Annotated in this window: 19 protein-coding genes; 4 read left to right on the top strand and 15 right to left on the bottom strand. The window is 24.6% G+C overall.

What is annotated here, in order from left to right; translation table 11 throughout:
- Window positions 1–29 precede the first annotated feature (29 nt).
- Together BN346_RS11825 and BN346_RS11820 are read right to left on the bottom strand one after the other, a co-directional pair.
- Window positions 30–2,021 (bottom strand): methyl-accepting chemotaxis protein, encoded by a 1,992-nt coding sequence (locus BN346_RS11825; protein WP_040328828.1) that lies wholly within the window; start codon window positions 2,019–2,021, stop codon window positions 30–32.
- 176 nt (window positions 2,022–2,197) lie between these two features.
- Complete coding sequence (locus tag BN346_RS11820) at window positions 2,198–3,454, bottom strand: hypothetical protein (protein WP_040328827.1); 1,257 nt, start codon at window positions 3,452–3,454, stop codon at window positions 2,198–2,200.
- A gap of 154 nt (window positions 3,455–3,608) precedes the next feature.
- Between BN346_RS11820 and BN346_RS11815 the strand changes: the two genes are divergently transcribed.
- Window positions 3,609–4,283, top strand: coding sequence for an HD domain-containing protein (locus tag BN346_RS11815; RefSeq protein ID WP_040328825.1), 675 nt, complete (start codon window positions 3,609–3,611; stop codon window positions 4,281–4,283).
- A 44-nt stretch (window positions 4,284–4,327) separates the two neighbouring features.
- Here the strand turns inward: BN346_RS11815 and BN346_RS11810 are convergent, their stop codons facing one another.
- The 6 genes from BN346_RS11810 to BN346_RS11785 all read right to left on the bottom strand — a co-directional run bounded on the left by BN346_RS11810 (window position 4,328) and on the right by BN346_RS11785 (window position 12,314).
- Window positions 4,328–4,627: a DUF6506 family protein gene (locus tag BN346_RS11810; protein WP_203226298.1), complete on the bottom strand. Its 300-nt coding sequence runs from the start codon at window positions 4,625–4,627 to the stop codon at window positions 4,328–4,330.
- 45 nt (window positions 4,628–4,672) lie between these two features.
- Window positions 4,673–7,153: an ABC transporter permease gene (locus BN346_RS11805; protein ID WP_040328824.1), complete on the bottom strand. Its 2,481-nt coding sequence runs from the start codon at window positions 7,151–7,153 to the stop codon at window positions 4,673–4,675.
- A 2-nt stretch (window positions 7,154–7,155) separates the two neighbouring features.
- Complete coding sequence (locus tag BN346_RS11800; RefSeq protein ID WP_040328823.1) at window positions 7,156–7,833, bottom strand: ABC transporter ATP-binding protein; 678 nt, start codon at window positions 7,831–7,833, stop codon at window positions 7,156–7,158.
- A gap of 274 nt (window positions 7,834–8,107) precedes the next feature.
- The gene (locus tag BN346_RS11795) at window positions 8,108–9,358 is read right to left on the bottom strand and encodes a sensor histidine kinase (protein ID WP_040328822.1); all 1,251 of its coding nucleotides are present in this window, start codon (window positions 9,356–9,358) and stop codon (window positions 8,108–8,110) included.
- On the bottom strand, window positions 9,358–10,053 hold the full coding sequence (locus BN346_RS11790) for a response regulator transcription factor (protein WP_040328820.1): 696 nt from the start codon (window positions 10,051–10,053) through the stop codon (window positions 9,358–9,360). Before BN346_RS11790 ends, BN346_RS11795 begins: the two co-directional genes overlap by 1 nt.
- Window positions 10,054–10,133: 80 nt before the next feature.
- Window positions 10,134–12,314 carry a stage V sporulation protein D gene (locus BN346_RS11785; RefSeq protein ID WP_051540347.1) on the bottom strand — a complete coding sequence of 727 codons (2,181 nt, stop codon included), beginning with the start codon at window positions 12,312–12,314 and terminating at the stop codon, window positions 10,134–10,136.
- Between the two features lie 531 nt (window positions 12,315–12,845).
- On the opposite strand from BN346_RS11785, the gene BN346_RS11780 reads away from it, so the two are divergent.
- Complete coding sequence (locus BN346_RS11780) at window positions 12,846–13,376, top strand: rhodanese-like domain-containing protein (RefSeq protein WP_040328818.1); 531 nt, start codon at window positions 12,846–12,848, stop codon at window positions 13,374–13,376.
- A 508-nt stretch (window positions 13,377–13,884) separates the two neighbouring features.
- Window positions 13,885–14,310 carry a hypothetical protein gene (locus tag BN346_RS11775; protein ID WP_040328817.1) on the top strand — a complete coding sequence of 142 codons (426 nt, stop codon included), beginning with the start codon at window positions 13,885–13,887 and terminating at the stop codon, window positions 14,308–14,310.
- A gap of 54 nt (window positions 14,311–14,364) precedes the next feature.
- Here the strand turns inward: BN346_RS11775 and BN346_RS11770 are convergent, their stop codons facing one another.
- The gene (locus tag BN346_RS11770) at window positions 14,365–16,254 is read right to left on the bottom strand and encodes a hypothetical protein (protein WP_040328815.1); all 1,890 of its coding nucleotides are present in this window, start codon (window positions 16,252–16,254) and stop codon (window positions 14,365–14,367) included.
- A gap of 430 nt (window positions 16,255–16,684) precedes the next feature.
- A complete protein-coding gene (locus BN346_RS11765; RefSeq protein ID WP_040329001.1) occupies window positions 16,685–17,299 on the bottom strand; it encodes an acetate uptake transporter in 615 nt (204 codons plus the stop codon).
- A gap of 305 nt (window positions 17,300–17,604) precedes the next feature.
- Between BN346_RS11765 and BN346_RS11760 the strand changes: the two genes are divergently transcribed.
- Window positions 17,605–18,321 carry a nuclease-related domain-containing protein gene (locus tag BN346_RS11760; protein WP_040328814.1) on the top strand — a complete coding sequence of 239 codons (717 nt, stop codon included), beginning with the start codon at window positions 17,605–17,607 and terminating at the stop codon, window positions 18,319–18,321.
- A 44-nt stretch (window positions 18,322–18,365) separates the two neighbouring features.
- On the opposite strand, the gene BN346_RS11755 is transcribed toward BN346_RS11760, so the two are convergent.
- From BN346_RS11755 to BN346_RS11735, 5 genes are all read right to left on the bottom strand, one after another.
- On the bottom strand, window positions 18,366–20,609 hold the full coding sequence (locus BN346_RS11755) for an alpha/beta hydrolase family protein (protein ID WP_040328812.1): 2,244 nt from the start codon (window positions 20,607–20,609) through the stop codon (window positions 18,366–18,368).
- Between the two features lie 717 nt (window positions 20,610–21,326).
- On the bottom strand, window positions 21,327–22,208 hold the full coding sequence (locus BN346_RS11750; protein WP_040328810.1) for an SPL family radical SAM protein: 882 nt from the start codon (window positions 22,206–22,208) through the stop codon (window positions 21,327–21,329).
- Window positions 22,209–22,219: 11 nt separating this feature from the next.
- Window positions 22,220–23,251 (bottom strand): GIY-YIG nuclease family protein, encoded by a 1,032-nt coding sequence (locus tag BN346_RS11745; protein WP_040328808.1) that lies wholly within the window; start codon window positions 23,249–23,251, stop codon window positions 22,220–22,222.
- A gap of 114 nt (window positions 23,252–23,365) precedes the next feature.
- A complete protein-coding gene (locus BN346_RS11740) occupies window positions 23,366–23,599 on the bottom strand; it encodes a zinc ribbon domain-containing protein (RefSeq protein WP_040328807.1) in 234 nt (77 codons plus the stop codon).
- Between the two features lie 101 nt (window positions 23,600–23,700).
- Window positions 23,701–24,603, bottom strand: a complete 903-nt coding sequence (locus BN346_RS11735; protein WP_040328805.1) for a helix-turn-helix transcriptional regulator — start codon at window positions 24,601–24,603, stop codon at window positions 23,701–23,703.
- Between the last annotated feature and the right edge of the window lie 21 nt (window positions 24,604–24,624).

Below are 24,624 nucleotides of genomic sequence, written 5' to 3'. Positions count from 1 at the left end.
ATACTTTATTATATAAATCCTAAAATGTATTAAAATTTAAAATTATCTACTATTTTATCTATTTCCTCTGCTAAAGAGTTTAATTTTTCACAAGATGCTGTAACTTCTTCAAGTGATGCACATTGCTCTTCTGTTGCAGCACTTACTTTTTGGGATGATTCTAGTACATTTTGACCTGAAGATGCTATTTCATTAACTTTAATAACTACAACTTCCTTACTTTCATTTATATTGTAAAGTGAGTTATTCACTCTTTCAACATTCTCATTAACTTTATCCATACTATTTAATATATTTTTAAAATTATCATTTGTTGAGTCTACACTGATATTAGTTTTACTCATAAGATTTGATGCATTTATAGTTTTTTCTATAACACTATTTATTATATCTTTCATTTGATTTACAACATCATTTATTTGTGTTGCAGAGTTTGAAGACTCAATAGCAAGCTTTTTAACTTCATCTGCTACAACCATAAATCCTTTTCCAACCTCTCCAGCCCTAGAAGCTTCAATACTAGCATTTAATGCTAAAAGATTAGTTTGATCTGTTATTTCTTTAATGCTTTTAACAATATATTCTATTTTACTAGAACTTTCATTTAATAATTCTACTTCTTTAGTCATTTCATTATTTGCTGCTAAATTTTTATTGAAAATATCTCTTAACTCAGTTATAGACTTTATTCCATAATCACAACAAAGTTTTGTATCTTTACATGCATTGTTAAGTTCTTCACTATACAAATTAGAACTATTTATTTCTTCTTCTAAATCTTTTATTCTATCTGTAATTTTTTCAATATCACTATTTTGATTATCTGAAATACTGGCAACATTAGTTATATTTTCAGCAATTTCTATAGATGCATCACTACTTTGCATTGTTTGTTTAGAAACAGAATTTGCAGATTCTTTAAGGGTTGATGATGCAACTTTTAAGTTTTCTAATATATTACAAATACTATTTATAGTAACCTTTAATGCATTATTTATAGAATATAATTCAATATTTAAGTTTTTATCTTCTTCTATTTCTAAAGTAAAATCTCCATGCCCCATTGTATTTATATTATTGGTAACTTTTACTATAGGTTTAACTATTTTCCTCTTTATAATTAAATTTAATAAAATTATTACTATTGGTATATAAACTACACAAAATAATATTGCTGAATTTACAGATTTTATACATTTGCTCATAACTTCTTTTTGCGGTAACATAGATAAAATACTCCAATTCATAGAATTGTTTTTAACATTATGTACATACATCTTTTCGTTATTCACATCTATTACATTAAAATCTAGTTCATTTTCTATTACATTTTTTACTTCTTCAAATTCATCTATATTTTTAGTAATAAGCTCACTATCTTTATGACTTATAATTATCCCTGAATTGCTTATTACCTCAGCATATCCTTCTTTTCCTATTGTCATTTTTGAAACTTTTTCTGATAACTTATCTAAATTTATATCTGATGCTAAAACACCAATTTCCTTACCATTCTTATCTTTTATAAGTTTTGCAAACGTAATCATATATGTGCCCTTATTAATAGTATCTTCATAAGGTTCTGTAACAACTACATCTCCTTCATTACTTTTAGCCACTTTATACCATGGTCTTTCTTTAGGATCATATTTTTTATCAACATTTTTGCTTACTGGCCTTATAACGTCTCCATTAATAGTTCCTATATAAATAGATTCTACATCCTCCATACTATTAATATAATCTTCAAACATCTCCCTAGTTTTATTTTTAATATGTTGGTCATTTAAATTTAATAACTCTTCACTTTTAGATACATACTCCATTCCATCTTTATTTCTAGAATAAAGATAATCAACAAATGATGAAATATCTTGCGTTTCTAAATCCATTATATTAATAACATCATCTTTGATACTATCTACTGTTGTAAAGCTATTAACTAAAGTTACAATAACTACAGATAAAATTAGAAATGTTGTAATCCAAATAATCAGCTCTTTATAAATAGTTTTTCTCATAAAAATCCCCTCCCTAAATATTTTATCGAAACAGCTATAATATTCTGAATATTTTTTGAAAAACTTTTATATTTTTAAACTTTATACAAATATTGTATAAAATTTCATGGTGATTATTCTTTTAAAATACATAAAAATAAGGAATGTTATTACACATTCCTTGCTTTTATATTTATTTATACTATTAATTCAAAAACTATATCTTCTATACTTACGGAGTGATAGCTTTTCTTTAATTTGCTAAATTTATTTTTTACATTATCTCTAATATTATCTATATATGACTTCCTAAATGGAAGATATTTTTCTATATTCTTTACATATTCTTTAGTAAAATATTCTCTTCCTAATACTATTGCAAACATTATCATTTTTATACAATTATCTTTTATAAGTTCTTTTAATTGAATTACATTATCACATTTAAAACAAGTAGCATTATCTATTAAGTTTAAAGTAAAATTTATCAATTTATTCGCTATTACATCTAGTGGATATTTATTTGCAATTTGAGATACTACAGTCATATGATTGTTTTCTATATCTTCTTTTACATCCTGAAAATCATCACAAATTTGAAGTAAAAATCCATATCCATATGCAAACTCTTTTTCTTCATCACTTAAATTTCCATTTACAAGATAAGCATCTGCAAGCACAGATGCTCCACCCTTTTCTATAGATATTTTAAGCATATCTCTTTCATATGGTATACTTAAACATTCTTGATGTATGAGACTATTTTTTTGTCCCTCATGAATTAATAAAAGGCTCTCATAAACATCTTTGTATTTATCTCTTTCAAATACTTCTTCTATATTTTTAACTAGTTTATATATTTTCAACTTATAAGCTCCTTCTAATTCAACATATTCATCATTTAATATTTTAGAAAAAAACTCATTAAACTGAATTTTTTCTTTCATAGATATATTTACATTATCTAAATAATTATCTGTATAAGGATATAACATGCTATATCCAAATATAGCTTTTGTAAAGCATATATCTTTCCCCATAATATTTTGAAGTATATTCACTATCCATACATTTCTCATAGCTTGACCTATTTCATCATACTTTATTTCATCATCAAATTCTTTACATTCCTCTATAAATTTCTTTGTACTTATAAAAAACTGATTTTTCATATTGCTATTTATTCTCCCTAATTTAAAAATGTCTTCATTTAAAATCATTTCATCTATAAGTTTATTTCCTCTTTCTTTCCAAACTTTTCTACTATTTAATTCCAGTGGAAAACTTTCTATATGCTCTATAAGTAAATCAATAAAGGAATCGAATTTTTTCTCAATCTTTCTCTTTTCTATATAGTTGATAGTTTTCATATTTAAGTTCAATTCTACATCAGTGTCATACCATTTTTCTCTAAAAAAATCATTTAAATATTGTACATTTTCTAAATATGCCATTGAATTAAATCCCCCATATTTCATATCCTTACTAAAAAGTATATATGGAATATATACTAAAATCTATACAATTGAAAAAATATATACTTTTACAAAATATTGTATATTTGTTAATCTATATTTATTAAAGTTATATAATTTAGGAGGAAAGTAAATGAATTCAGAAATAAATCATAAAAGAATTATAGAAATTGTGAAAAATAATTTAACATGTTCAGCACACAATTTAGATCATGTGTTTAGAGTATACAACCTTTGTTTATTCATTGCAAAATACGAAGAAAATGTTGACTTAAATGTTCTTATTCCCTCAGCCTTATTGCATGATATTGCAAGAGTTAAAGAAAGTCAAGATAAAACAGGAGTAATCGATCATTCTGTTTTGGGAAGTTCCATGGCAGAGGATATTTTAAAAGATTTAAAATATCAAAAAACTACAATTGAAAAAATTAAACATTGCATTTTGACTCATAGATTTAGAACTGGAAATGAACCTACTTCAATTGAAGCAAAAATACTTTTTGATTCGGATAAGTTAGATATTATTGGTGCAAGTGGAATTGCTCGCACTTTTATGTTAGCAGGTCAATTTGGACAACGATTAGAAATTATTCAAGATTTAAATCACTACCTTGAACATAATACTACTGAAAATGGTAGAATAAAAGATGTTTCAAAACATAACCCATTTATAGAATACGAAATAAAATTAAAAAAAATTCCTGATAAATTATATACTAAAAAGGGCAAAGAAATTGCAAACGAAAGACTAAAATTTATGGATGATTATTTTGACAGATTAAAAAAAGAAATAAATGGATTTAAATAGCCTTTACAAAAAACAAAGAGTCCAAAAGACTCTTTGTTTTCTCATTATCCAAATAATGCTTTAAATTTTTCTTCTTCACTTTCAGAGTGTGTAACAAATCCAACAGCTACTTTATTATCTGTTGCTTCAATAATTTTTCTTGCTCCATCTTCACAAAAAGCACCACATAACTCTATAAGTTTCACATTTTCTCTTAAAAGCTTTTTAGAAAGTTCTACTGCTTCTTCTAAAGAATCTACTCCATATACTGATACTTCTGTTCCATTATGATTTATTAAAGCCTTTTGCTTTTCATGACTAAAACCTCTGCACATAAAGATAAACGCAAATTTAAATGGTGTCATAAAATCATACCCTTCCTATTTGTAATTTACCTTTATATTAACATATTACACATTTTCCATCTTTACATTTTCTATTATATTTTCTTTTTTCAATTTTTTTATTGGGAAATATGCTGCTAAGTATACAATTGCAAAAATCGCTACTACAGTTATTGCTACATATATAAATGGAAATTCATATTTAAATGCAATAGTTTTTTTAAGTCCATTATAAATTGCATAATTTATAAGAAGTCCTATAGGTAGTCCTATAAATAGTGACATTATTCCATAATACATACTTTCAAAATATAATATTTTATTTAATCCCTTAGGAGTAACCCCTATAGATTGTATCATTGCAAACTCCCTTTTTCTAAGTGCAATGTTAGTTTGAATAGTATTTACTATGTTAGATACACTTATAAGTGCTATGATAGCTACAAATCCATTTAAGAATATTCTCATTACTATCTTAGTTTGATCTAGATTTTTTCTTTCTTCATCCATACTTGAAACAAATATTGTTTCCTCTGATTCTATTTTCTCTAATTGCTTAGCTGTCTTTTTAGTATCATTAGATTTTATATTTATTGAATGATATACACCCGTTTTAGCATCTAATTTCAAAGCATTCACTACATTATTAAATACATTTTCATTTGTTATTAAAAGTGGTCCTTTTAATGTTTTATCAAGGCCTATTGGCACTTTATCTGTAATTTTTAATATTTTTACTTTAGTTTCACCATTATTTTCCTTATTTAAAGTTATATAGTCACCAACCTTTAAATTTAATACTTCAAATTCTGTTGCATTACCATTTCCCATAAATATATTAGAATTTACTAAAATTACACCGTTTTCCTTTATAGCCTCTTCTTTATTAAAACTATCAATATCTGATTTTTTAATGTAATTTTCTATTTCAGAATCTGTAATTGCACAAAATCTAGATTTTAAAGTAGTATCACCCTTAACTTCAAACATTTCTTTAGCCTTATCTGTAAATTCACTTTCTTTAAACTTAGACTCACAAGTCATAAAACTTAAATTAGTTATATCTTCTATATTACTAACAGAATTTATTTTTTTTCTAGCTCCATCTGTGATTGTGCCAGCTATATAAAAATCATAATTAAAACTACCACTAGCAATATCAAAAGTCTTTACAAATGTGCCTTCTATAGATGTAAATGTTAAAAATAATACTATACTAAATACAAGTGATAATAAAGTTATTCTATATTTTTTCTTATTTCTCTTTAAGTTTTTATATGATAACTGACCTTCAACACCAAATATTTTCTTTATAATTCTTCCAGATTTAACCTTTTTAAATTTATAATCCTTTTGCCCTCTTATTCCTTCTATAGGCGATGTTTTTGCCGCTGCATGTGCTGGCATTAATGCAGATATTATTATTGTTATAAACACAACTAAAAAACTTATTAAAACAACTCTTAATGTTATAACTCCATGTAAATTCATTATTCCTATAGCAGACTCTTTTAAAAATGTGTTTATTATTTTAAATACAAGCTTTAATGCTACAGTTCCACATAATATCCCTATAGGTATTGACACTACACTCATCATCATAGCTTCAATAAATACAACTTTTTTTATTTGTCCTTTTGTTGCTCCTACAGATGCTAAAGTTGAAAATGCTTTTTTTCTTTCTAATATAGATATTGAAAACGCATTATATACTGTTGCAATAGTTGCAATTAGCACTAATGTTCCTATTCCTATACAGAAATTTGTCATAAATTTATTAAAAGAATCATAATTACTCTGTCCATAAATTGTAAGTAATGCTTCATTATAACTGATTGGGTAAACCATGTTTTGATATTCATCTTTAACTTTTTCTATATCAGCTTTAGCACTCATATCTTCAAATTGTGCTCTTATATCTTTCTTACTTTTTAAAGTTAGGTACACATTATAATCTTTAGATTCATTTATGTTATCTATACAACTTGTCGCAAAGAAATTATGTCCACTTTCACTTTCACCTATTGAATTTGTTATTCCAACAATTTTAAATGACTTTTCTTTTTGATTTTTATTTTTATCTATAACTTTTAAATCTACTTCACTACCTATATTAAGATTTTGTCCTAATTTTTCTAAAGTTATTCTACTAACTGCTATTTCATTTGAATTTTTTGGGAAACTTCCTTCTTTTATTTCCATTGGTATTAAACCTTTTGGTTCATCACTTAATGCATTTATTATTAACGTTTTGTTTTTATAGTTAGTTAATGGTACAACCCCTATAGCTTCTTCTACAATTGATTCACTAGTATTAACAGAATCCTCTAAATATTTGACTTTTGCACCCTTTATACTGTTAAATTCACCATAATAAAAACCATTTTCTTCTACAGCAGTTCTATAATTAAATTCAATCATTGTTTCAGCTATGGTACCTATCCCTGAAATTAAGGCTGCTGAAAGTATTATACCTATCATAGTAACTATTGTTCTCTTTTTATTTTTGCTCATATATTTTTTTGTAAGCGATGTATAGAACCCCATAATTACATCACCTCATTTTCTGTTAAAATTCCATCTTCTATTTTTACAATTCTATCTGCTTCTGCTGCTACATTTATATCATGTGTTATAAGTATTAGTGATGTGTTATATTTTTTTACAGTAAGTTTTAAAAGTTCTATTATTTCTTTAGAGTTTTTACTATCTAGATTTCCTGTTGGTTCATCAGCAAGTATTATGCTAGGTTTATTTATAAGTGCTCGTCCTATTGCAACTCTTTGCTGTTGTCCACCTGAAAGCTGATTTTGAAGATAATTTTCTCTTTCTTTTAATCCTAAAGTTTTTATTATATCTTCTACATACTCTTTATCTATCTTCTTGCCTTCAAGTTCTGCTGGCAATAATATATTTTCTTTAGCTGTTAAAACTGGTATTAAATTATAAAATTGAAATATAACTCCTAAATTTCTTCTTCTAAAAACTGCAAGCTTTTTTTCATTTAAAGAATATATATCTGTATTATCTACATAAACTTTTCCACTAGTTGGCTTGTCAACTCCTCCTAGTAAATGCAGTAATGTGGATTTACCTGAACCACTAGGTCCTATTATTGCAATAAATTCACCCTTCTTCACAGTTAAATTTATATTTTTTAATGCATCTACTCTATTTTCACCATTACCATATACTTTACATAAATTTTCCACTCTTAGTATTTCCATTTTATTACCTCACTTAAAAGATTTTATTTTAAATTGTATTTACCTTACATCTAATACTTTAACTTATTAACCTTACTTATTAGTGAATTATAAAATGACATTTTAGTCACTTTTGATTTATATAGGGAAACAAGCTCGAATTCAAAACTACTTTTTAAGCTGTAAATATATTGCTTTCAAAAGAAATACTTACTATAAAATGATTCCGAGCTAGTCTCACTCTTAAGGGTATCCAAGTTTTGGAACTAATAATTATGAAGATGAACTTTGAACCCTATAATGTAATTTTTAAAAATTTTATTATAAACTCTGTCCCTTTTTTTAATTCACTTTTTACAGTTATGCTTCCGTTTTGATTCTTTATTATAGTTTTAGAAAGTGCCAAACCTATACCTACACTTTCAGTTTTAAATGATGTACTGCTTTTATAAAATCTTTCAAATATATGAGGTAAATCTTCTTTTTTTATTCCTTCACCATTATCCTTTATATGAATTTCAGCAAATAATTCATTGTCTTCATAAGATATTTCTAAAACTCCACTTTCAACTGTATGTTCTATACAGTTTTTTACTATATTAATAAATGCCTCTAATGACCAATTATAATCTCCTAGGTAATATGAATTTTCATCTCCTATTAATATTATATTTTGATTTTTTTCTTTAATCATTGGAGATAATAATTTAATAACTTCACTTAATATTTCATTTAAATTGACTTTATCACTTTTAAAGTTTACAACACCTGCATCTAATTTAGATAATTTTAATAAGCTTTTTATTAACCATTCCATTCTTAAAAGCTGATTTTTGCTATTATTTAAAAATTCTTTTCTAGAATTCCAATTCATATTTTCATCTTCCATTAAATCATTAAACATGATAAGTGATGTCATTGGTGTTTTAAGTTGATGTGATATATCTGAAATTATTTCACTTAAAAATCTTTGACCATTTTTCTCTATTTCTATGTGTTCCTTCATCATTGAAGTCATTTTAACTAAATTATTCTTAAGCCTTCCTATATCACCAGTAGAATAATTATCTAGTTTGTAATTAAAATCTCCTTCTACAACTTTTTCTGTAAATTTTTCAATATGAAATATTTCTTTATAAAATATTTTTAAAATTGATGTACTAATAATAAATATAGCTGTAAATATTAACACTATATTTAAAATATTTATAGCAAACACTTTGCTTTCTATTCTTTTAATAGCTACTTCATAGCTAAATTTCATATTTTCACTATAATTATATTTTTCTAATGTTTCTTTTCCTAAGTTAAACGCTTTCTTACTTGCATTATTTTTAGTAATTATATCAATAATTTCATCTTCAAGCTCTGGTCTTTTCTCTAATATTTTCCCTACAATGCTAGTATTACATCTAACTATTTCTTTCTTTAACAAATTCAATGAATATGAAGAAATAAATAAACTTATTATAAGGAACAGAAAAAAAGCTATGGATAAAATTCCATAGTTTCTTTTAGCTTCTGGATTTTTCAAAATACCTCTCATTAATTATTCTCCTTCCATGCCCATTTATATCCAACACCTCTTACTGTTAATATAAATTTAGGACTTCCTATATCTTCTTCTATTTTACTTCTTAATCTTTTTATATAAACACTCAAAGTATTATCATTTACATATTCCCCGGCTTCATCCCAAAGCTTTTGAAGAATCTGATTTCTTGTAAGAACAATATTAGAATTTTGTGTAAACATCATTAAAAGTTTATATTCTAGCAATGTTAAAATAACTTCTTCATCACCTTTGTATACCTTTCCATCTAAAGAACAAATCCTTAAATCTCCAAAAATAGATACCTTTTTATCAACTTTAGAAACATTAGTTTTTCTTCTAATAACTGCTTTAATCCTTGAAATTAACTCTCTTACTCTAAAAGGTTTTGTAATATAATCATCACCACCAATATCAAGTCCCATAACTACGTTAACTTCTTCATCACATGCAGTTAAGAATATTATACCAACATCACTATTTTGTCTTATCTCTTTACAAAATTCATATCCATTTCCATCAGGAAGATTTATATCAAGAAGTACTAAGTTGTAAATCTTTTCTTTAAGTTTTTCTCTACCTTCATTTAATGTATTAGCAATACCTACATTAAAGCCTTCTTGTTCTAATGAATATTTAAGCCCTAAAACTATACTATTATCATCTTCTACAATTAATATGTTTTCCATAGTTCCCCCTTAATAATATACATGTTATAAAATTAAATCCTACAACTAATAATCTTTCTTAAAAGTTGTAGGATTTACCTTTATTTTTCTAATGTTATTGTAATAACTGTTCCTTTTTTTACAACTTGTCCTGATTGAATGCTTTGATTTTTTATATATCCTGAACCTTTAACTTCAAATTTCAAACCTAAATCAGTTAATACTTTTTTTGCTTCATCAACAGTATGGTTTGCCAAATTAGGTACAACTACAGATTTTTCTATTGCTGATGCTTCTCCTAATTTAATAGTAAGTTCTGTTCCTTCTTTTACTGAAGAACCTGGTTTAGGATTAATATCTATAATATAAGAACCCTCACCATCTAATTTATAATTAAAAGCTTCTCTTTCAAGATATTTAAAACCTTCATCCTTTTTATATCCTCTAACTTCTGGTACCAATACATCTTTTAGACTGTTTCCTGTAGAATTAGATGAATACTCTGGTGTTAATGCCAAGTAGTTAGCAAGTTCCTTAAATAAAAGTTTTCCTATTGGTGCAGCTGTCTCACTTGCATAATAAGCTGAGGAATTAGGTTCATCTATAGAAACTAAAACTGTAACTTGAGGATTATCAACTGGATACATACCAACATAGGAAGATATATATTTTCCATTAGCATATTTTCCATCTACAACCTTTTCTGCTGTTCCTGTTTTACCACCAATTCTTAGTCCTTCTACTGCTGCACTACTAGATTTTACAGTAGCCTCTAACTGAACTTTTATCTCATCTAAAGTGCTTTTATTAATTCCAATATCAACAACTTTAGGTTTGAAAGTTTGATCTATAACAACTTTACCATCATCATCATAATGATTAATCTCTTTCATTGCATGAGGTGTAATAAGTTTACCACCATTTACAATTGCATTAAATGCTTGCATATATTGCATTATTGTAACAGCATTGCTTTGACCAAAGGAAATTGTTGCAAGATCAACTTGTGATATTTCATTAAAAGGTTTTATAATTCCTTCTGCTTCTCCGGGAAGATCTACTGATGTTTTCTTACCAAATCCAAATTTATCTATATAACTTGATAATACATCCTTTCCCATTCTTTCCCCTAAAATCATAAATCCAACATTACATGAATGTTCCATTATTTGTTGAAAGTTCAAAGGACCATGTCCATCTCTTTTCCAACAATGTATTATATCTTGTCCAAATTTTAAATTTCCATTACACATAAAAGTTTCATCTTTTGAAACATTTCCTGTCTCAAGTGCTGCAATAGATGTTATAACTTTAAATACCGAACCTGGTTCAAAAGTATCACTTACAGCCCTATTTCTCCAAAGTTTTTCTAACTCATCACTATTCAAATTTTCTATCCAAGGATTATTTAAATTATATCCTGGATTATTTGCTAGTGCCAAAATTTCACCATTGTTTGGATTCATAATAATAACGGATGCAGCTTTAGCCCCATTATCTTTAACTGCTTTCTCTGCTGCTTTTTCTGCTAATAGTTGTATATTTTCATCTAATGTTAAAATTACATTTCTACCATCTACTGGTTTTGTATAATCTTCTCCTTCAAAAGGTATATCTTCATCCTTTGCATCTAAAGTATCTATTCTAACCCCAGGAATACCTGCTAAGTATTTGTCATAATATAATTCTAAACCTGTAAGACCTTGTCCATCTGTATTTGTATGTCCAATAACATGTGATGCAAAATTATTATTAGGATAATATCTTTTAGTATCCTTGCTTATAATAAAACCTCTTAAATCATTCTTTTTGTTATATTCTTTTATTTTATCTGCTGGTTCTTTTTCTACTCTTCTTTTTATTATTGCATTATTTATAGGTTTTCCATTGGGTAATTTCCTGGAAAATATTTCAAGAACATCTTTTTCTTCCATATCTAATATTTCAGAAACATCTTTAGCTATTGTATTTAAATTTATTTCCTTTTTATCTAATTTTTCTATTGACTCACGAAGAGACTTCAAATCTAAGTCAACTCTATAAACATCTGCACTAACAGCTAATTTATTTCCATCTCTATCTAATATATTGCCACGTTTAGCATCTATTTTAGTATCATCAGTCCATTGAACTACTGCTTTATCTTTATAACTTTGACCCTTTATCAACATAACATAGGATAATCTAATAATTAAACCTAAAAATGCAATTAAAATTATAAAAGAAATAGCTAATGCTCTTTTACTTAACTTTTTTTTATTAATTCCATTATTTTTTGCCACTTTTCCACCTCCATTGTAAATTACGTTTCTTGTATAGCTTTTATATAATCTTTCTTTATTATATAAAAAACTACCTATTTATGCAAAAAAAAATTTATATGTTTTTTATAAGTTATATAGGGTTCCAAGTTCAAATTTAAAATAACATCTTTCTCAAATGATACTAGAGATATTACAATTTATTACTATATTCATATTTGGAACCAGTTGACAATTGAAAATTGACAATTTTAAAAATATAGATTAATAATTAGCATTAAAATTCTCAACTGAAACATGAATAACTTAAAGTTTCAACTTGTATTACTATATAGGTTTATAACTTCATAAACATATTATTTTTAATTTAAACTTTAAATCTTATATTTACATATAGTTCCATAATATTTGTTTAACCTCTTGTTGAATTTTACTTATTAGATTTTACTATAACACTTTTTTTATATTTTATAGTATAATTAATATGAAGTTCATAAATTATAATTTTATGTAATTTCGAAAAATTTTTACATAATTCTAGGAGGAATTGTCATGAGAAAAAGTTCTAGTTTAATTGTTGCTCTTTCATTAGTAGCTTCTATAGCTCTTGTTGGATGTGGTTCTAATAGTAACAATGCTAATAAAAAAGAAAATGGAGCATCAAATAAAGTTACTACTAACGAAAAAGCTAATAATGCTAAAACTGAAAATAAAGAAGAAGCTAAAAAAACTGAATTTAAATACTACACAGCTGATGAATTAAAAGAAGCTATTGAAAAAAAAGCTGACTTATTAATTTTAGATATACAAGTTGAAGATGAATATAAAGCTCACCATATAAAAGGTGCTATACCAACTTATGCTTATCCAGTGAAAACTGATGAAGAAAAAGCTAAGCTTGATTCATCTCTTGAAAAAATAAATAGTTCTAAAGCTCCTGTTGTAATTGTTTGCCCAGGTGGTGCTGGTGGTGCTGAGAGAACTTATGAATATTTAAAAGGAAAAAATGTTGATGAATCTCGTCTATTCATATTAGAAAAAGGTCAAAAAGCTTGGCCTCATGAAGATTTATTAGAAAAATAATTTAATCTTTAAATAAAAAAGTATTATATATTTTTATATAATACTTTTTTATTTTATATAAATTTAAACTTTTTTAGAAGAATAATTATGTCATAAGCATTGATGTTACTAAATTCATAATTATATTTAAAAATATGTTGCTTAATACTTAGGTTTGAATTAATTAAATCAATTTAATATGCCAGAAAATCCATAAGTGAGGTTTAGCCCTTGCTGTTACACGTCATTATTTTAAACTTGTGTCCATATCACTGAAATCTCACTTTTAATTTGAAAATATTATAGTTTCTTTATATAATATAGGGAAACAAGCTCGAATTTAAAACGATTCCTAGCTAGTCTCACTCTTAAGGGTATCCAAGTTTTGGAACTAATAACTATGAATATGAACTTAGAATCCTATATGATAGTAGAAATACCTTGTAACTCTACACTTATCATTTGATAAATATGTTATTTAAATCTTGAGCTTTAAACCCTATATTTGTATTGTGAAAGGAGTATTTTTATGGAAGATCTAAAAGATATAATAAAACTAAACTTATCTTCAAGCATTAGTTTATTTGATATAACTGAAGAAAATCTAATTTTATTTAAAGAAGAAAACTACGTTAATAAAAGTAATTTTTATTTTTGGCTTTTAACAATGTTAGATGATTTAGATAATAGTGATAATTTTTCTGAACTATCTCATGGACATTATTTAGCATCATACTTTTTACTTGTAATATTTATGCCATTAAATTATGAAAAACTTGCCTTTAATCATTGTAAAAAAGCTATAAAGTTTGATGAATCAAATTTAAAATATAAAGAATGGCTTTTAATATTTTCTACTTATAATCTATTATCTGAAGGAGAAACAATGGCACTTTTTGAAGAAATTTCATCTAAAAATCCAAATAGCTCGATTTTGAATAATATTATTAATTAAATGTATTAAAATAAGAAGTTACACTACATATGGTGTAACTTCTTATTTTATATTTTAAAACTCTTTATTTTCCATTTTTGATATATATATTTTATCATCTTCATTTTTAATGCTAAATAATACTAAACTTCTATTAACTTCATCTAATATTACATATATTTTGTTGCTGTTTTTAATATCATTGTTTATTTTTATATTAAACTTATCTTCTAATTCTGTACTTGTACTTTCTTCAAATTCAGTAAAATTACCTAAATCAAATTTTAAATCTTTAACTATTCCACCTAATTTGAATGTCAACTCTAAATTACGTGTTTTTATGCTCTTATATAATACACTACTTGAATTAGAATTATTTATAAGTTCTATTTCTTCTCCTTTAAAGTCCAAAGTTGTTACAGAAATATCTATATCTTTTCCATAGAAAGTAAATGTATGATCTATTATTCCATCACAAACATTACCATAAGCCTTTTCACTGTAATATATTATATTTTCTAATGTTAATCCACTTACCATATTTCCTTGTATAAATTCTTTAACTACTTCTCTTAAAACTCTTAAAATTCTCATAGGTGCAATAAGTACTATTTCACCTTTAACATTTCTTAGCACTTCTTTAAAATTATTATATATAATTAGACTCAATATTTTATTAACTTCACATGATGATATTGAAATTTCTCTCATTTCAGTATTGAAGTTAAAACTTAAAGTTATTTTATGATTTTTTGACTCTTCTATAAACTCTAATACTTTATTATAATTTTTAAAATAATTATAATCTTTATTTAACTCTTCTATGCTTAAATTATCATCAAATAATTCTTTATTTATATTGAAATCTTCATTTGAATCTAAAAATCTATACATTTCTTCTGTTGATTGTAAATTCAATAGCTCTTTGTTTAAGTTTAATCCTAAACACTTATAATATCCATATTTTATTATAAAATCGCATATTGAACTTATTGACATATTCAAATTTTTAGCTATGCAGTTAGCACTTCCATCAGCTATATAACAAAAATCTCCTTCTTTTACTTCAGAATTTGATTTTAAAATCAATGTATTATAATTATCTAATATAATTAAGTTCTTTTCAAACTTTTCTTCTTTAAACTCATTTTTATACAATTCTAATGATATTAAATTTATTAAATTTAAATCTAATTTTGAATTTATTTTAACATATTCATTGCTTTCATTTAAAGAATATCTTATAAGTTCTTCCTCATTACAAATTATTATTATATTTCCACATTCTATTTTTAATAAATCTTTTGCTAAAGCAACTATCTCATTTAGTGCTTTATATATTAATATATCCTTTTCAATCTCTAAAACATTTAAATTGCTTTCTAATTTAATTGTTCCTCTATTATCAAATAATATGTCTTTTAAATCTTTTATAAAAGTATCTTCAAAGTTTAAAGTGCTTTTTTCACTATTTAATAGGAATTGTAATGAATTAATTCCATCATTAGACATAACTATCATTGATGGCAATGCAAATTTATTGTTTTTCCCCTTTGCTTTTAAAACCATATATCCACTACTTAAATATACTAATAAATCATCTTTCTTTTCAAAGTTATCATCTCTTTTTATATTCACCTTTTTAGAACTCCTCTCTTCTTCATATTCATCTATTATTTCTAAGTCATCATAGGAGTTAATCTCAAAATTTTCAGTTTGTAATTGATTTTCCTCAATGTCTAAAGTTTTGTTATCATAATTATTATATTTATCTATAATTTTTCCTTTTTCTCTAAGTAAAGACCAAACTTTATCTTCTAGCAAATTTCTATCGTATAGAAAATCCTTATATTCTAAATAAGGTAAATCTAATTTTTTTAATATTTCTATTATTTCTTCAATAGATGCTTTCGTTAAATTTTCTTTGGTATATAAGTCATTTTTAAAATTTATTTGTAAATTCAACTATTATCAACCCCTTAATATGATACAAATATCTTTATATATTTTCGTACATTTATTTCAAATCTTGATTTATATTTATGTTAAAATTTCTCACTTTATATATTTTTTCTATACAATTTGTCTAAATTCCTTCTTCGTACTCTTTATTTTTTATATTAATTAATTTTTTTTAAACTTTTATTCAACCGGCTATATTATTGGGAATTTTCTGATATAATAATATTATAAGGTAATAGTTAACCTTTTTTAATTATTGAACTTATTTAAAATTATTATTTTTTCTTATTATAAAAATGTAAATCTCAATATTTATTTTTTCCTAGATACTATTTTAGAACTTATTTTCAATCCTAAAATCTATAAAAAGAAAGGTCTTATAATTTAATTATAAGACCTTTCTTGGGTGTTTTATATAATTATAAATTTATCACTATTTCTTAAATATACCAAATGGTTTTCCTACTGGTAATGTAACTTTTCCAAAGTGAGTGTTTAAAACTGCTGCAGCACTACCATAGAATGAAAGTATTGCTATTATAAATTCTGAATATGCAGCTACTTCATGTGCAAACTCTGGAACTATGCCAAATGAATTTAAAGTTAATCCTAAGAATAAGAAATCTATAAAGAAGAATATTAAGAATAATACTTTATGTGTCTCCATAGCTCCTATTGTCATGTATATTGTAAATATTAAATAAGCTAAAAATGCAAAACCTAATTGTTTAGGATCTGCTTTTGCTGCAAGTGCCTCTCCAAAAATTCCATTTTGAATTAACCATGTAAGTCCCATTGAATACCAGAAAAAAGCATATGCTCCAAAAGCCGTAGCTCCAAAAGTATTATTATGTTTAAAATCATTTACACATGCAACTAATTGAGCAGAAGCTCCTAAGAATATAGCCCATGGTAAAACAAATGAAACATCGTGAGTTAATCCTAACTTTTGAGAAGATGCTACTAATGTTATTACTGCAAGACCAAATAATCCTATTGCCGATGGATCAGCAGTTACAATTTGAACTTTATTACTATTATTACTCATAATTTCACATTCCGTAATCAATATATATTGATTACGAATGTCACCACCTTTCTTATTTTTCATTTTATTAAATTAAATCTTATTAACTAAAAAATTATTTCATAAAACGAGTATTATAAACAAATGCCTACTTAGGATATTACATTTAAAAAAAGTTGTCAATGAATCTACACAATGTCTATATTTTAAATGTTTTTTAAATATTTATACTTATTTATTTTTTGTCGAAACTTGTTATTTATTTTAATTTTATCTATAATAATATGTGTATATTTATAAAATTTATTTAAAGAAAGGAATATTTAATGTCAGTTATTTTACGTAAACATAATAGATTTAAAAATAAAAAATTTTTAGCTATAACTATTAGTACAATTTCATCTATAGGAATTTATTTATCTTTTTATTTTGGATTCAATTATAATTCAACTTTTTATAGCTTTTCTTTAATTTTTATATTTTTAATTTATTTTTCAATTTTATACATAAAAAAAATTAATATATCTATAAAAAATGAAAATGCTACATTATTGATTTTTAAAAAACTTGATGATGATTATACTATATTTTTTGACACTAAACTTTTACCACGTAAAAAGAATGAAGAAATATTTTCTATAATACTTCATAAAAAAGGGATTTTTATTGTATCTTCTAATGAATATTGTGGCTTTATTAGAGGAAATGAAGATGATTCTGAGCTTAAAATTTCAAAAAAATACTATACCAATGATGATTTTAGTCATAATATTTCAAATAGCTGTAATACTGTTACATCTTATTGTAATAAAGTAAATAAAATACTTAAAAATCGTCAAGTTAGAATTAAATGCAGTGGTGTAATTCTTTTTAATAATATAACTGCAAATGTTAATATAAAAACAAATTCTATTAAAATTTTTTCAGCTAAAACAAATGGTGGTTACGATTTTGTAAATTACATACATGATTTTGAAAATACTATTCAATTAAGTGATAAACAATATCAAAGAACATATAAATCTCTAAAAAAACTTTTATAGAAAAAAAGAGCCTCAAGTTTATTAAGCTTGAAGCTCTTTTAATTTTACTTTTTATCTATTCCTATATTATCAAGAACTATATCTCCCTTAGGACTTTGATCAAATAAAAACTTAATACTTCCTATACTATTAGTATTAAGCTTTGGATTATCTTTTAAAAACTCTTTCATAGATAATCTTACAGTTTGCATGTGATGTTCTATACTTGCTTCTCCTCTTAAAATATCTCCTTTATAAAGATTAACTTTAAATGGAGGATATAAAGTATAATAATCACCTACTTTAACTTTAGCTTTATTTCCTTGTTTATCTTGTATAACAACTGAAAAATCCGTTTCATTAAATTCATTGTCTAATACATAATCATCGTCAATTCTACCTACTGAAAATTGTAACATGGAATTTTCATCTATATCATTAGAGAAATTTGTAACATTTCTTAAATCAATTTCATAGTTTCCATTAATACTACTTATCCATCTTAATTGTACAACACTGTTATCTGTTAAATCGTAATCTCTATCCTCTAATACTTTTTCTCTCCATTTATCTACATTCTTAGCTACAGCTTTTCCACCTTTTAATGTAGTTGTAGTTACATCTACATCTTCACTATAATTTGCAATAGTTTTAAAGCTACTATCTTCATATCCATTCATATATACTGTTCTAGGTAAATCTTCAATAGATTCTCTATAGTTTTTTAATATTTCTCTATATTCATCCTTACCTTTTAATGTAGTTTCTAAAAATGCTGTTAAATAAGCTTTTAATATTTTTTTCTGTTCTTTTTCATCTATAAGAGATTTCTTATTTAAAAACCATCCTCTCGGTTTACTAAGATCTTCTCTACCCCATTCACTATTAAACTGACCATGGTTAGCTCCATATACATATAAATAACCTTTAAAATAGTCTCCATCTCCTGTAAAACTAGTATTATTATATTGCTCTATACCTTGAAACGTGGTTACATCTTGGTCATTAGCTCCTTGCATAACAAAATAGTTTATGTCTTCTAATTTGTTTGGAGTTTGTGCTGGCTTATATTGATTATATGTAGGTGCTACAGCAAAAATAGATTTTATATTGTAGTTAAAATCAAATTTTATTGAAGCATTATCTGGATAATAATCTAATTTATTAAATTGAGCAGCTAATGCTACAGCCTCTCCTCCTCTTGAATGACCAACAAGTGAAACATTATCTAAATCTACCTTTTTATAAAGATCTGTAGATTTATTATTGTTAAAATCTTCAAATTGTCCAACATGATTAAGTAACATAACTGCACGGGCATCATTTTCACCACTCAATCCGGAGTCAATATAGAAATTTAAAAAGTTTTCATTTGCTGATGCAACTATGTATCCTTTACTTGCTAAATGTTCTCCTAAATATTCATATCCTTCATCTGATGGTTCAACCATTGTATGATTTCCATGGACAATAATAACTAATGGAAATGGGCCTTGTCCTTCTGGATACCAAACCGTTCCATCAATGGGCATATCATATTCATCAAATCCCCAATATAATGTTCTTAATTTGCCATTTAAACCGTTGTATCCACCAATATATGATGAAAGATCTACAGATCTTGTTTTTAATTCATCATCTTCATTTACTCCATAAGTTAGTTTGTTTACTTTAAACTTTCCTTCTTCTAAAGCTAAACTAGCAATAGATTTTTCTCCATCACCTTGATTTATAGTTTCTTTATCTAAAGCTAAATACTTTTCTATAAAGCCTTCATCTTTTCCTTCGCTAAATACCCACATTCCCATAATAGCATTAGCACATAATGTTATTGTAAGTATTATAGATACAACTTTATTTTTCTTTCGTTTTATAGTTGCCCATAATGTTGTAAAGAATGCAACCTCTACAATAGTAAACGAAAGTGCTATACTAACTTGAATTAAATCTGAAGCTTCTACAAAAACTTCTGTTACAAAATACATAGAAATAATAAAGAAACTTATAATGAAAGATAATGTAGTTATGCTAAATTTTCTTAAAAAGAAAATTACTATTTGCATTCCTAATGTAACAGCAGTTAAAATTAAAAAACCTATAATAGAAAATATTAAAAAATCTACTATCCTTGGTAATCCTGTACCAACATCTGCACCAACAATACCTATTAAAATTGAAATAAATATAGGAAATATATATTTAGCTCCAACAAATGGCCCAGAACAAAGACTTTTAAAATATTTTTTAAATCCTATCTTTAAGTTCTCTTTTGAACATTTTTTTAAATATTGTTTTATTTTTTCTAACATTTGTACCTCACTTTTTTAATACTATAAAGTTTATTTAGCGTGCATACCTTATGTTAATTCATCATATATACTTTTTAAGGTTTGTCCACTAATGCAGTATTTAAACTATCACCAAACTTTACTTTTTAATTTTTAAACTTTTGATTGTTATGTTGTTGAACTTTTTTTACTAGAATTATTAATGCACTTCTATTTTCGGTATGTTATTTAAAATATATATTAATTTTTTTATATGTGTTTTATATGATTTTTTATAATTGTACCATTTTATTTAATTAAAATCATCTAATTATTTTTACCATTAATACCATGTAAATTTAAATATACTTATATTATAGGGTTTCAAGCTTAAATTCAAAATAATAGCTTTATCAAATGACACTACTAATCTTACAGTTTATTCTGATATCATGATTGAAACCAATTAAGCACTAAGAGTGAAAAGTGAATAGTTATGGTTAATATTACTTATTTCATTCCTAATATTTAAAATGGAAATACATAAAAACTATGTTTTTATATAATGTTTAATCAAGTTGTTCTACAAATAATTTCATTTTTCAACTTATATTCCTATAAATAAACACCCATTAGCATTACAAAAAAGATATACCATTTTGATATATCTTAAAATAATTTTAGTTACTATATTTTATTATACCTATATTTTTTTATTATGTCATTTAAATTTAAGTTTTATATTCTTTAATAAATGATTTAAAATAATTTTAATTGTTCTATCTTAGAATGTTTATAGTCATTTATTATATCTTCCATATTGTATTTTATATTATATTTTTCACAATAATTTTTAAAAATTCTTTGTATATTTTTTATATTAGGAGATGGATAGTAATATCTCTCTCCAAATCTTTCTATATACTTTTTCCTTAATCCTTTAAAGTTTTCATCTAATCTATTATAAAAATATTCTCTTTGATTCTGTCTTAAAGTTACTCCAAAATTAGGATATATAAACTTTACACCACAGTCCTTTGCCCTTTCAATTATATTTATAATATTTTCTTCACTATCATTTATAAAAGGTAATATTGGCATTAAAAGTATACCAGTATATATACCATTCTTAGATAATTCCTGTATTACTTTAAATCTTTCTGATGTTTTAGGCACATGTGGTTCTATTATTTTTCCTAATTCATCATCGAATGTAGTTATTGTAATTTTAGTACAAACTTCTGAATGAGAATTTATTTTTTTTAATATATCAATATCTCTCAAGATTAAATTACTCTTAGTTGCTATAGAAACTCCAAATTCATTTTTATCTAAAATTTTTAATGCTTCTCTAGTTAAGTTGAGTTTTTTTTCAAAAGGATTATATGGATCACTCATTGAACCTGTTCCTATAACCCCTTTATTTCTTTTTCTTAATAATTCTCTTTCTATAATATCTAATGAATTTTCCTTTATTCTAACTTCATCAAAATTCTCTATACCATAGCAGCTACTTCTAGAATCACAATAAATACACCCATGACAGCAACCTTTATAAATATTCATTGTATAATCAGTTCCAAACCATGACCTAGGATTACTATTTTTTATAATCATGGTCTTAGTGGGTATACTTCTCATAGCTTTCTCACCTATTCACTTTTTATATTTCTTAAAAATTTATTTATTTCATTTTCACTTTTATTTTCTATTTTTAAAATTTTAACTTTATTACTTTTTAAATAATTATTAATTATAAGTACATTATCAATTTCTATCTTATCTATTTCATATTGAAAATCATTTTTTTTATTAAATACTGACATTATAACTTTACTTAAAAAATCTATATTTATATCATTTAAATTTAAAACTTCACTATATAAAATTGAATTATATATACAAAATAATTTAATGTTCTCATTTTTTAAAGGTTCCACAACTAATAATTTTACATTTTTATATCTATTTAAATTTTCAATTTCTCTTTTTAAATATCTTATACTTTTTATATTTTCTCTACACATTATAGCTTTTTCAAAATCTAAGTTTAGAGCTGATTCATTCATTTCATCCTCAATTATCTTTAACAACTTCTCATCTTTTAAAGATAAATAATTTATTAAAATACGTATTTTTTCATTATAAATTGTTTTTAAATCTTCTCTTATACATATTCCCAAACAATTCTTTAAATTGTAATGTAAACAACTTGATTTAGGTATTATATTACACGTCCTTAATTTTAAAACGTAATTTATACTATTTACTGCATCTACAGTTAAATTATGATTTGTAAATGGTCCAAAGTATATATTTTTATCTTCACTTTTTTCATATGTAGTTATAACTTTAGGATAATCCTCATTTAAAGTAACACATACATAAGGATATCTTTCAACATTTTTTAATAACCTATTATAAGTAGGTTTATATCTATCAATCATGTCCTTTTCTAAAAGTAATGCCTCAAGTTCAGTATCTGTATATATATATTCAAAATCTTTTATATTCTTAATAAGTTTTTCTACTTTACTACTTCTATTATTTCTATTTCCAAAATAGCTTGAAACCCTACTTTTTAAATTTTTAGATTTCCCTACATAAATAACAAGATCTGAGCTATCTTTCATTAAATAAATTCCTGGTATTTCTTTTAAATTTTTAGCTTTATCTTTAAGCATACAATCACCCTTAATAAAATTAATTTTATACTAGTTAAATCAACTATACTTTAATTGATTTAACTAGTATTGTAAATATAATTTTATTACCAAATTATATGTTTTAATTGTAGCCTACTTCCATCTTTTTAATGTTGGCAAAAACTTTTTCAAATTTTCTCTAGCTTCTTCTTCACTTAACTCCTTGTGTGCATTCATTAAATGTGAAACACATGCTTCTATCATTTGTTCTACTGTTATATCTGCTTTAAACTGTCCATTTTCATAACAATAAATACAGTATTCCTTATTATCACTAATTTCACTTTCATTAACTAATGGCATACCACAACTTTGACAAAATTCCATATTATACACTCCTTAAAATTAGGTTCATATCCTAATATTTTTTTATTTCATGATTATCTTATCAAAGCATACTTGACATATGTATGTCATATTAAAAATTTTTATTTATAAAGTTCCAATGTTTTATTCAAAATATTAACTATTTCTTCTTTAATATAATTAGGTTCTAATACTTTTACACTTGAACCATAAGACAATATATGATCATAAACCCACTGTCCCTTAGGATAACTTACACTTACATCATATGTTCCATCATCATTTTTTTTAATATTTTCTTCTTCGTAAAAATCATAAATCTTATATAATACATCTGCATTAAACCTCAATTTTAAATTTACTACATCTAATTTTACATTTTTTCTATCATCAATTTTTAATGAATTATTTCTTCTTACAAATGATTTATTACTTAATTCTAAGTTTTTAATTCTATTAATCTTAAATATTCTAAAGTCATTTCGTACTTTACAAAATCCCCATAAATACCATTCCTTACTTTTAAATATAAGTTTATGTGGCTCAACTGTTCTATTTATACTAATACCATTTGAATTTACGTATCTAAAACTAATCAAGTTTCTTTCTAATATAGCTATCTTTATATCATCAAATCTATTATCTAGCTTCAAATCACCCCAATATGAAAAATCTACTTCAATCCAATCTTCCATATTAAACTTTTTAAAAGTTGACCCTAACTTATTTAATGTATTATCTATTTCAGGATATTTTGTAGCTTGTAGTGTTTTAAGTGCTAATACTAAACCTTCTTTATCTTTCTCCGATATTATTGCCTTGTTAAAAGTATAATCTTCTAATAATGAAATCCCCCCACCATTACCCTTATTCGTAAATATAGGGACCCCCGATAAAGATAACTCTTCTATATCTCTATATATAGTTCTTATAGATACATTGAATTTATAAGACAGCTCCTTAGCTGTAACAACATCCTTATTTAAAAGGATTATAATAATTTCTATTAATCTATTTATTTTCATAACATCACCTATATTAATGTT

The organism is Clostridium ihumii AP5 (assembly GCF_000612845.1).
Taxonomy (GTDB): domain Bacteria; phylum Bacillota; class Clostridia; order Clostridiales; family Clostridiaceae; genus Clostridium_J; species Clostridium_J ihumii.
Note: the sequence above shows the minus strand (reverse complement) of the source record. Positions and strands in the feature narration are given on the sequence as shown.

Coding starts and splice junctions, on each gene's coding strand:
- BN346_RS11825 (WP_040328828.1), bottom strand. CDS start 2,021: ATGAGAAAAACTATTTATAAAGAGCTGATTATTTGGATTACAACATTT.
- BN346_RS11820 (WP_040328827.1), bottom strand. CDS start 3,454: ATGGCATATTTAGAAAATGTACAATATTTAAATGATTTTTTTAGAGAA.
- BN346_RS11815 (WP_040328825.1), top strand. CDS start 3,609: ATGAATTCAGAAATAAATCATAAAAGAATTATAGAAATTGTGAAAAAT.
- BN346_RS11810 (WP_203226298.1), bottom strand. CDS start 4,627: ATGACACCATTTAAATTTGCGTTTATCTTTATGTGCAGAGGTTTTAGT.
- BN346_RS11805 (WP_040328824.1), bottom strand. CDS start 7,153: ATGGGGTTCTATACATCGCTTACAAAAAAATATATGAGCAAAAATAAA.
- BN346_RS11800 (WP_040328823.1), bottom strand. CDS start 7,833: ATGGAAATACTAAGAGTGGAAAATTTATGTAAAGTATATGGTAATGGT.
- BN346_RS11795 (WP_040328822.1), bottom strand. CDS start 9,358: ATGAGAGGTATTTTGAAAAATCCAGAAGCTAAAAGAAACTATGGAATT.
- BN346_RS11790 (WP_040328820.1), bottom strand. CDS start 10,053: ATGGAAAACATATTAATTGTAGAAGATGATAATAGTATAGTTTTAGGG.
- BN346_RS11780 (WP_040328818.1), top strand. CDS start 12,846: ATGAGAAAAAGTTCTAGTTTAATTGTTGCTCTTTCATTAGTAGCTTCT.
- BN346_RS11775 (WP_040328817.1), top strand. CDS start 13,885: ATGGAAGATCTAAAAGATATAATAAAACTAAACTTATCTTCAAGCATT.
- BN346_RS11765 (WP_040329001.1), bottom strand. CDS start 17,299: ATGAGTAATAATAGTAATAAAGTTCAAATTGTAACTGCTGATCCATCG.
- BN346_RS11760 (WP_040328814.1), top strand. CDS start 17,605: ATGTCAGTTATTTTACGTAAACATAATAGATTTAAAAATAAAAAATTT.
- BN346_RS11755 (WP_040328812.1), bottom strand. CDS start 20,609: ATGTTAGAAAAAATAAAACAATATTTAAAAAAATGTTCAAAAGAGAAC.
- BN346_RS11750 (WP_040328810.1), bottom strand. CDS start 22,208: ATGAGAAGTATACCCACTAAGACCATGATTATAAAAAATAGTAATCCT.
- BN346_RS11745 (WP_040328808.1), bottom strand. CDS start 23,251: ATGCTTAAAGATAAAGCTAAAAATTTAAAAGAAATACCAGGAATTTAT.
- BN346_RS11740 (WP_040328807.1), bottom strand. CDS start 23,599: ATGGAATTTTGTCAAAGTTGTGGTATGCCATTAGTTAATGAAAGTGAA.
- BN346_RS11735 (WP_040328805.1), bottom strand. CDS start 24,603: ATGAAAATAAATAGATTAATAGAAATTATTATAATCCTTTTAAATAAG.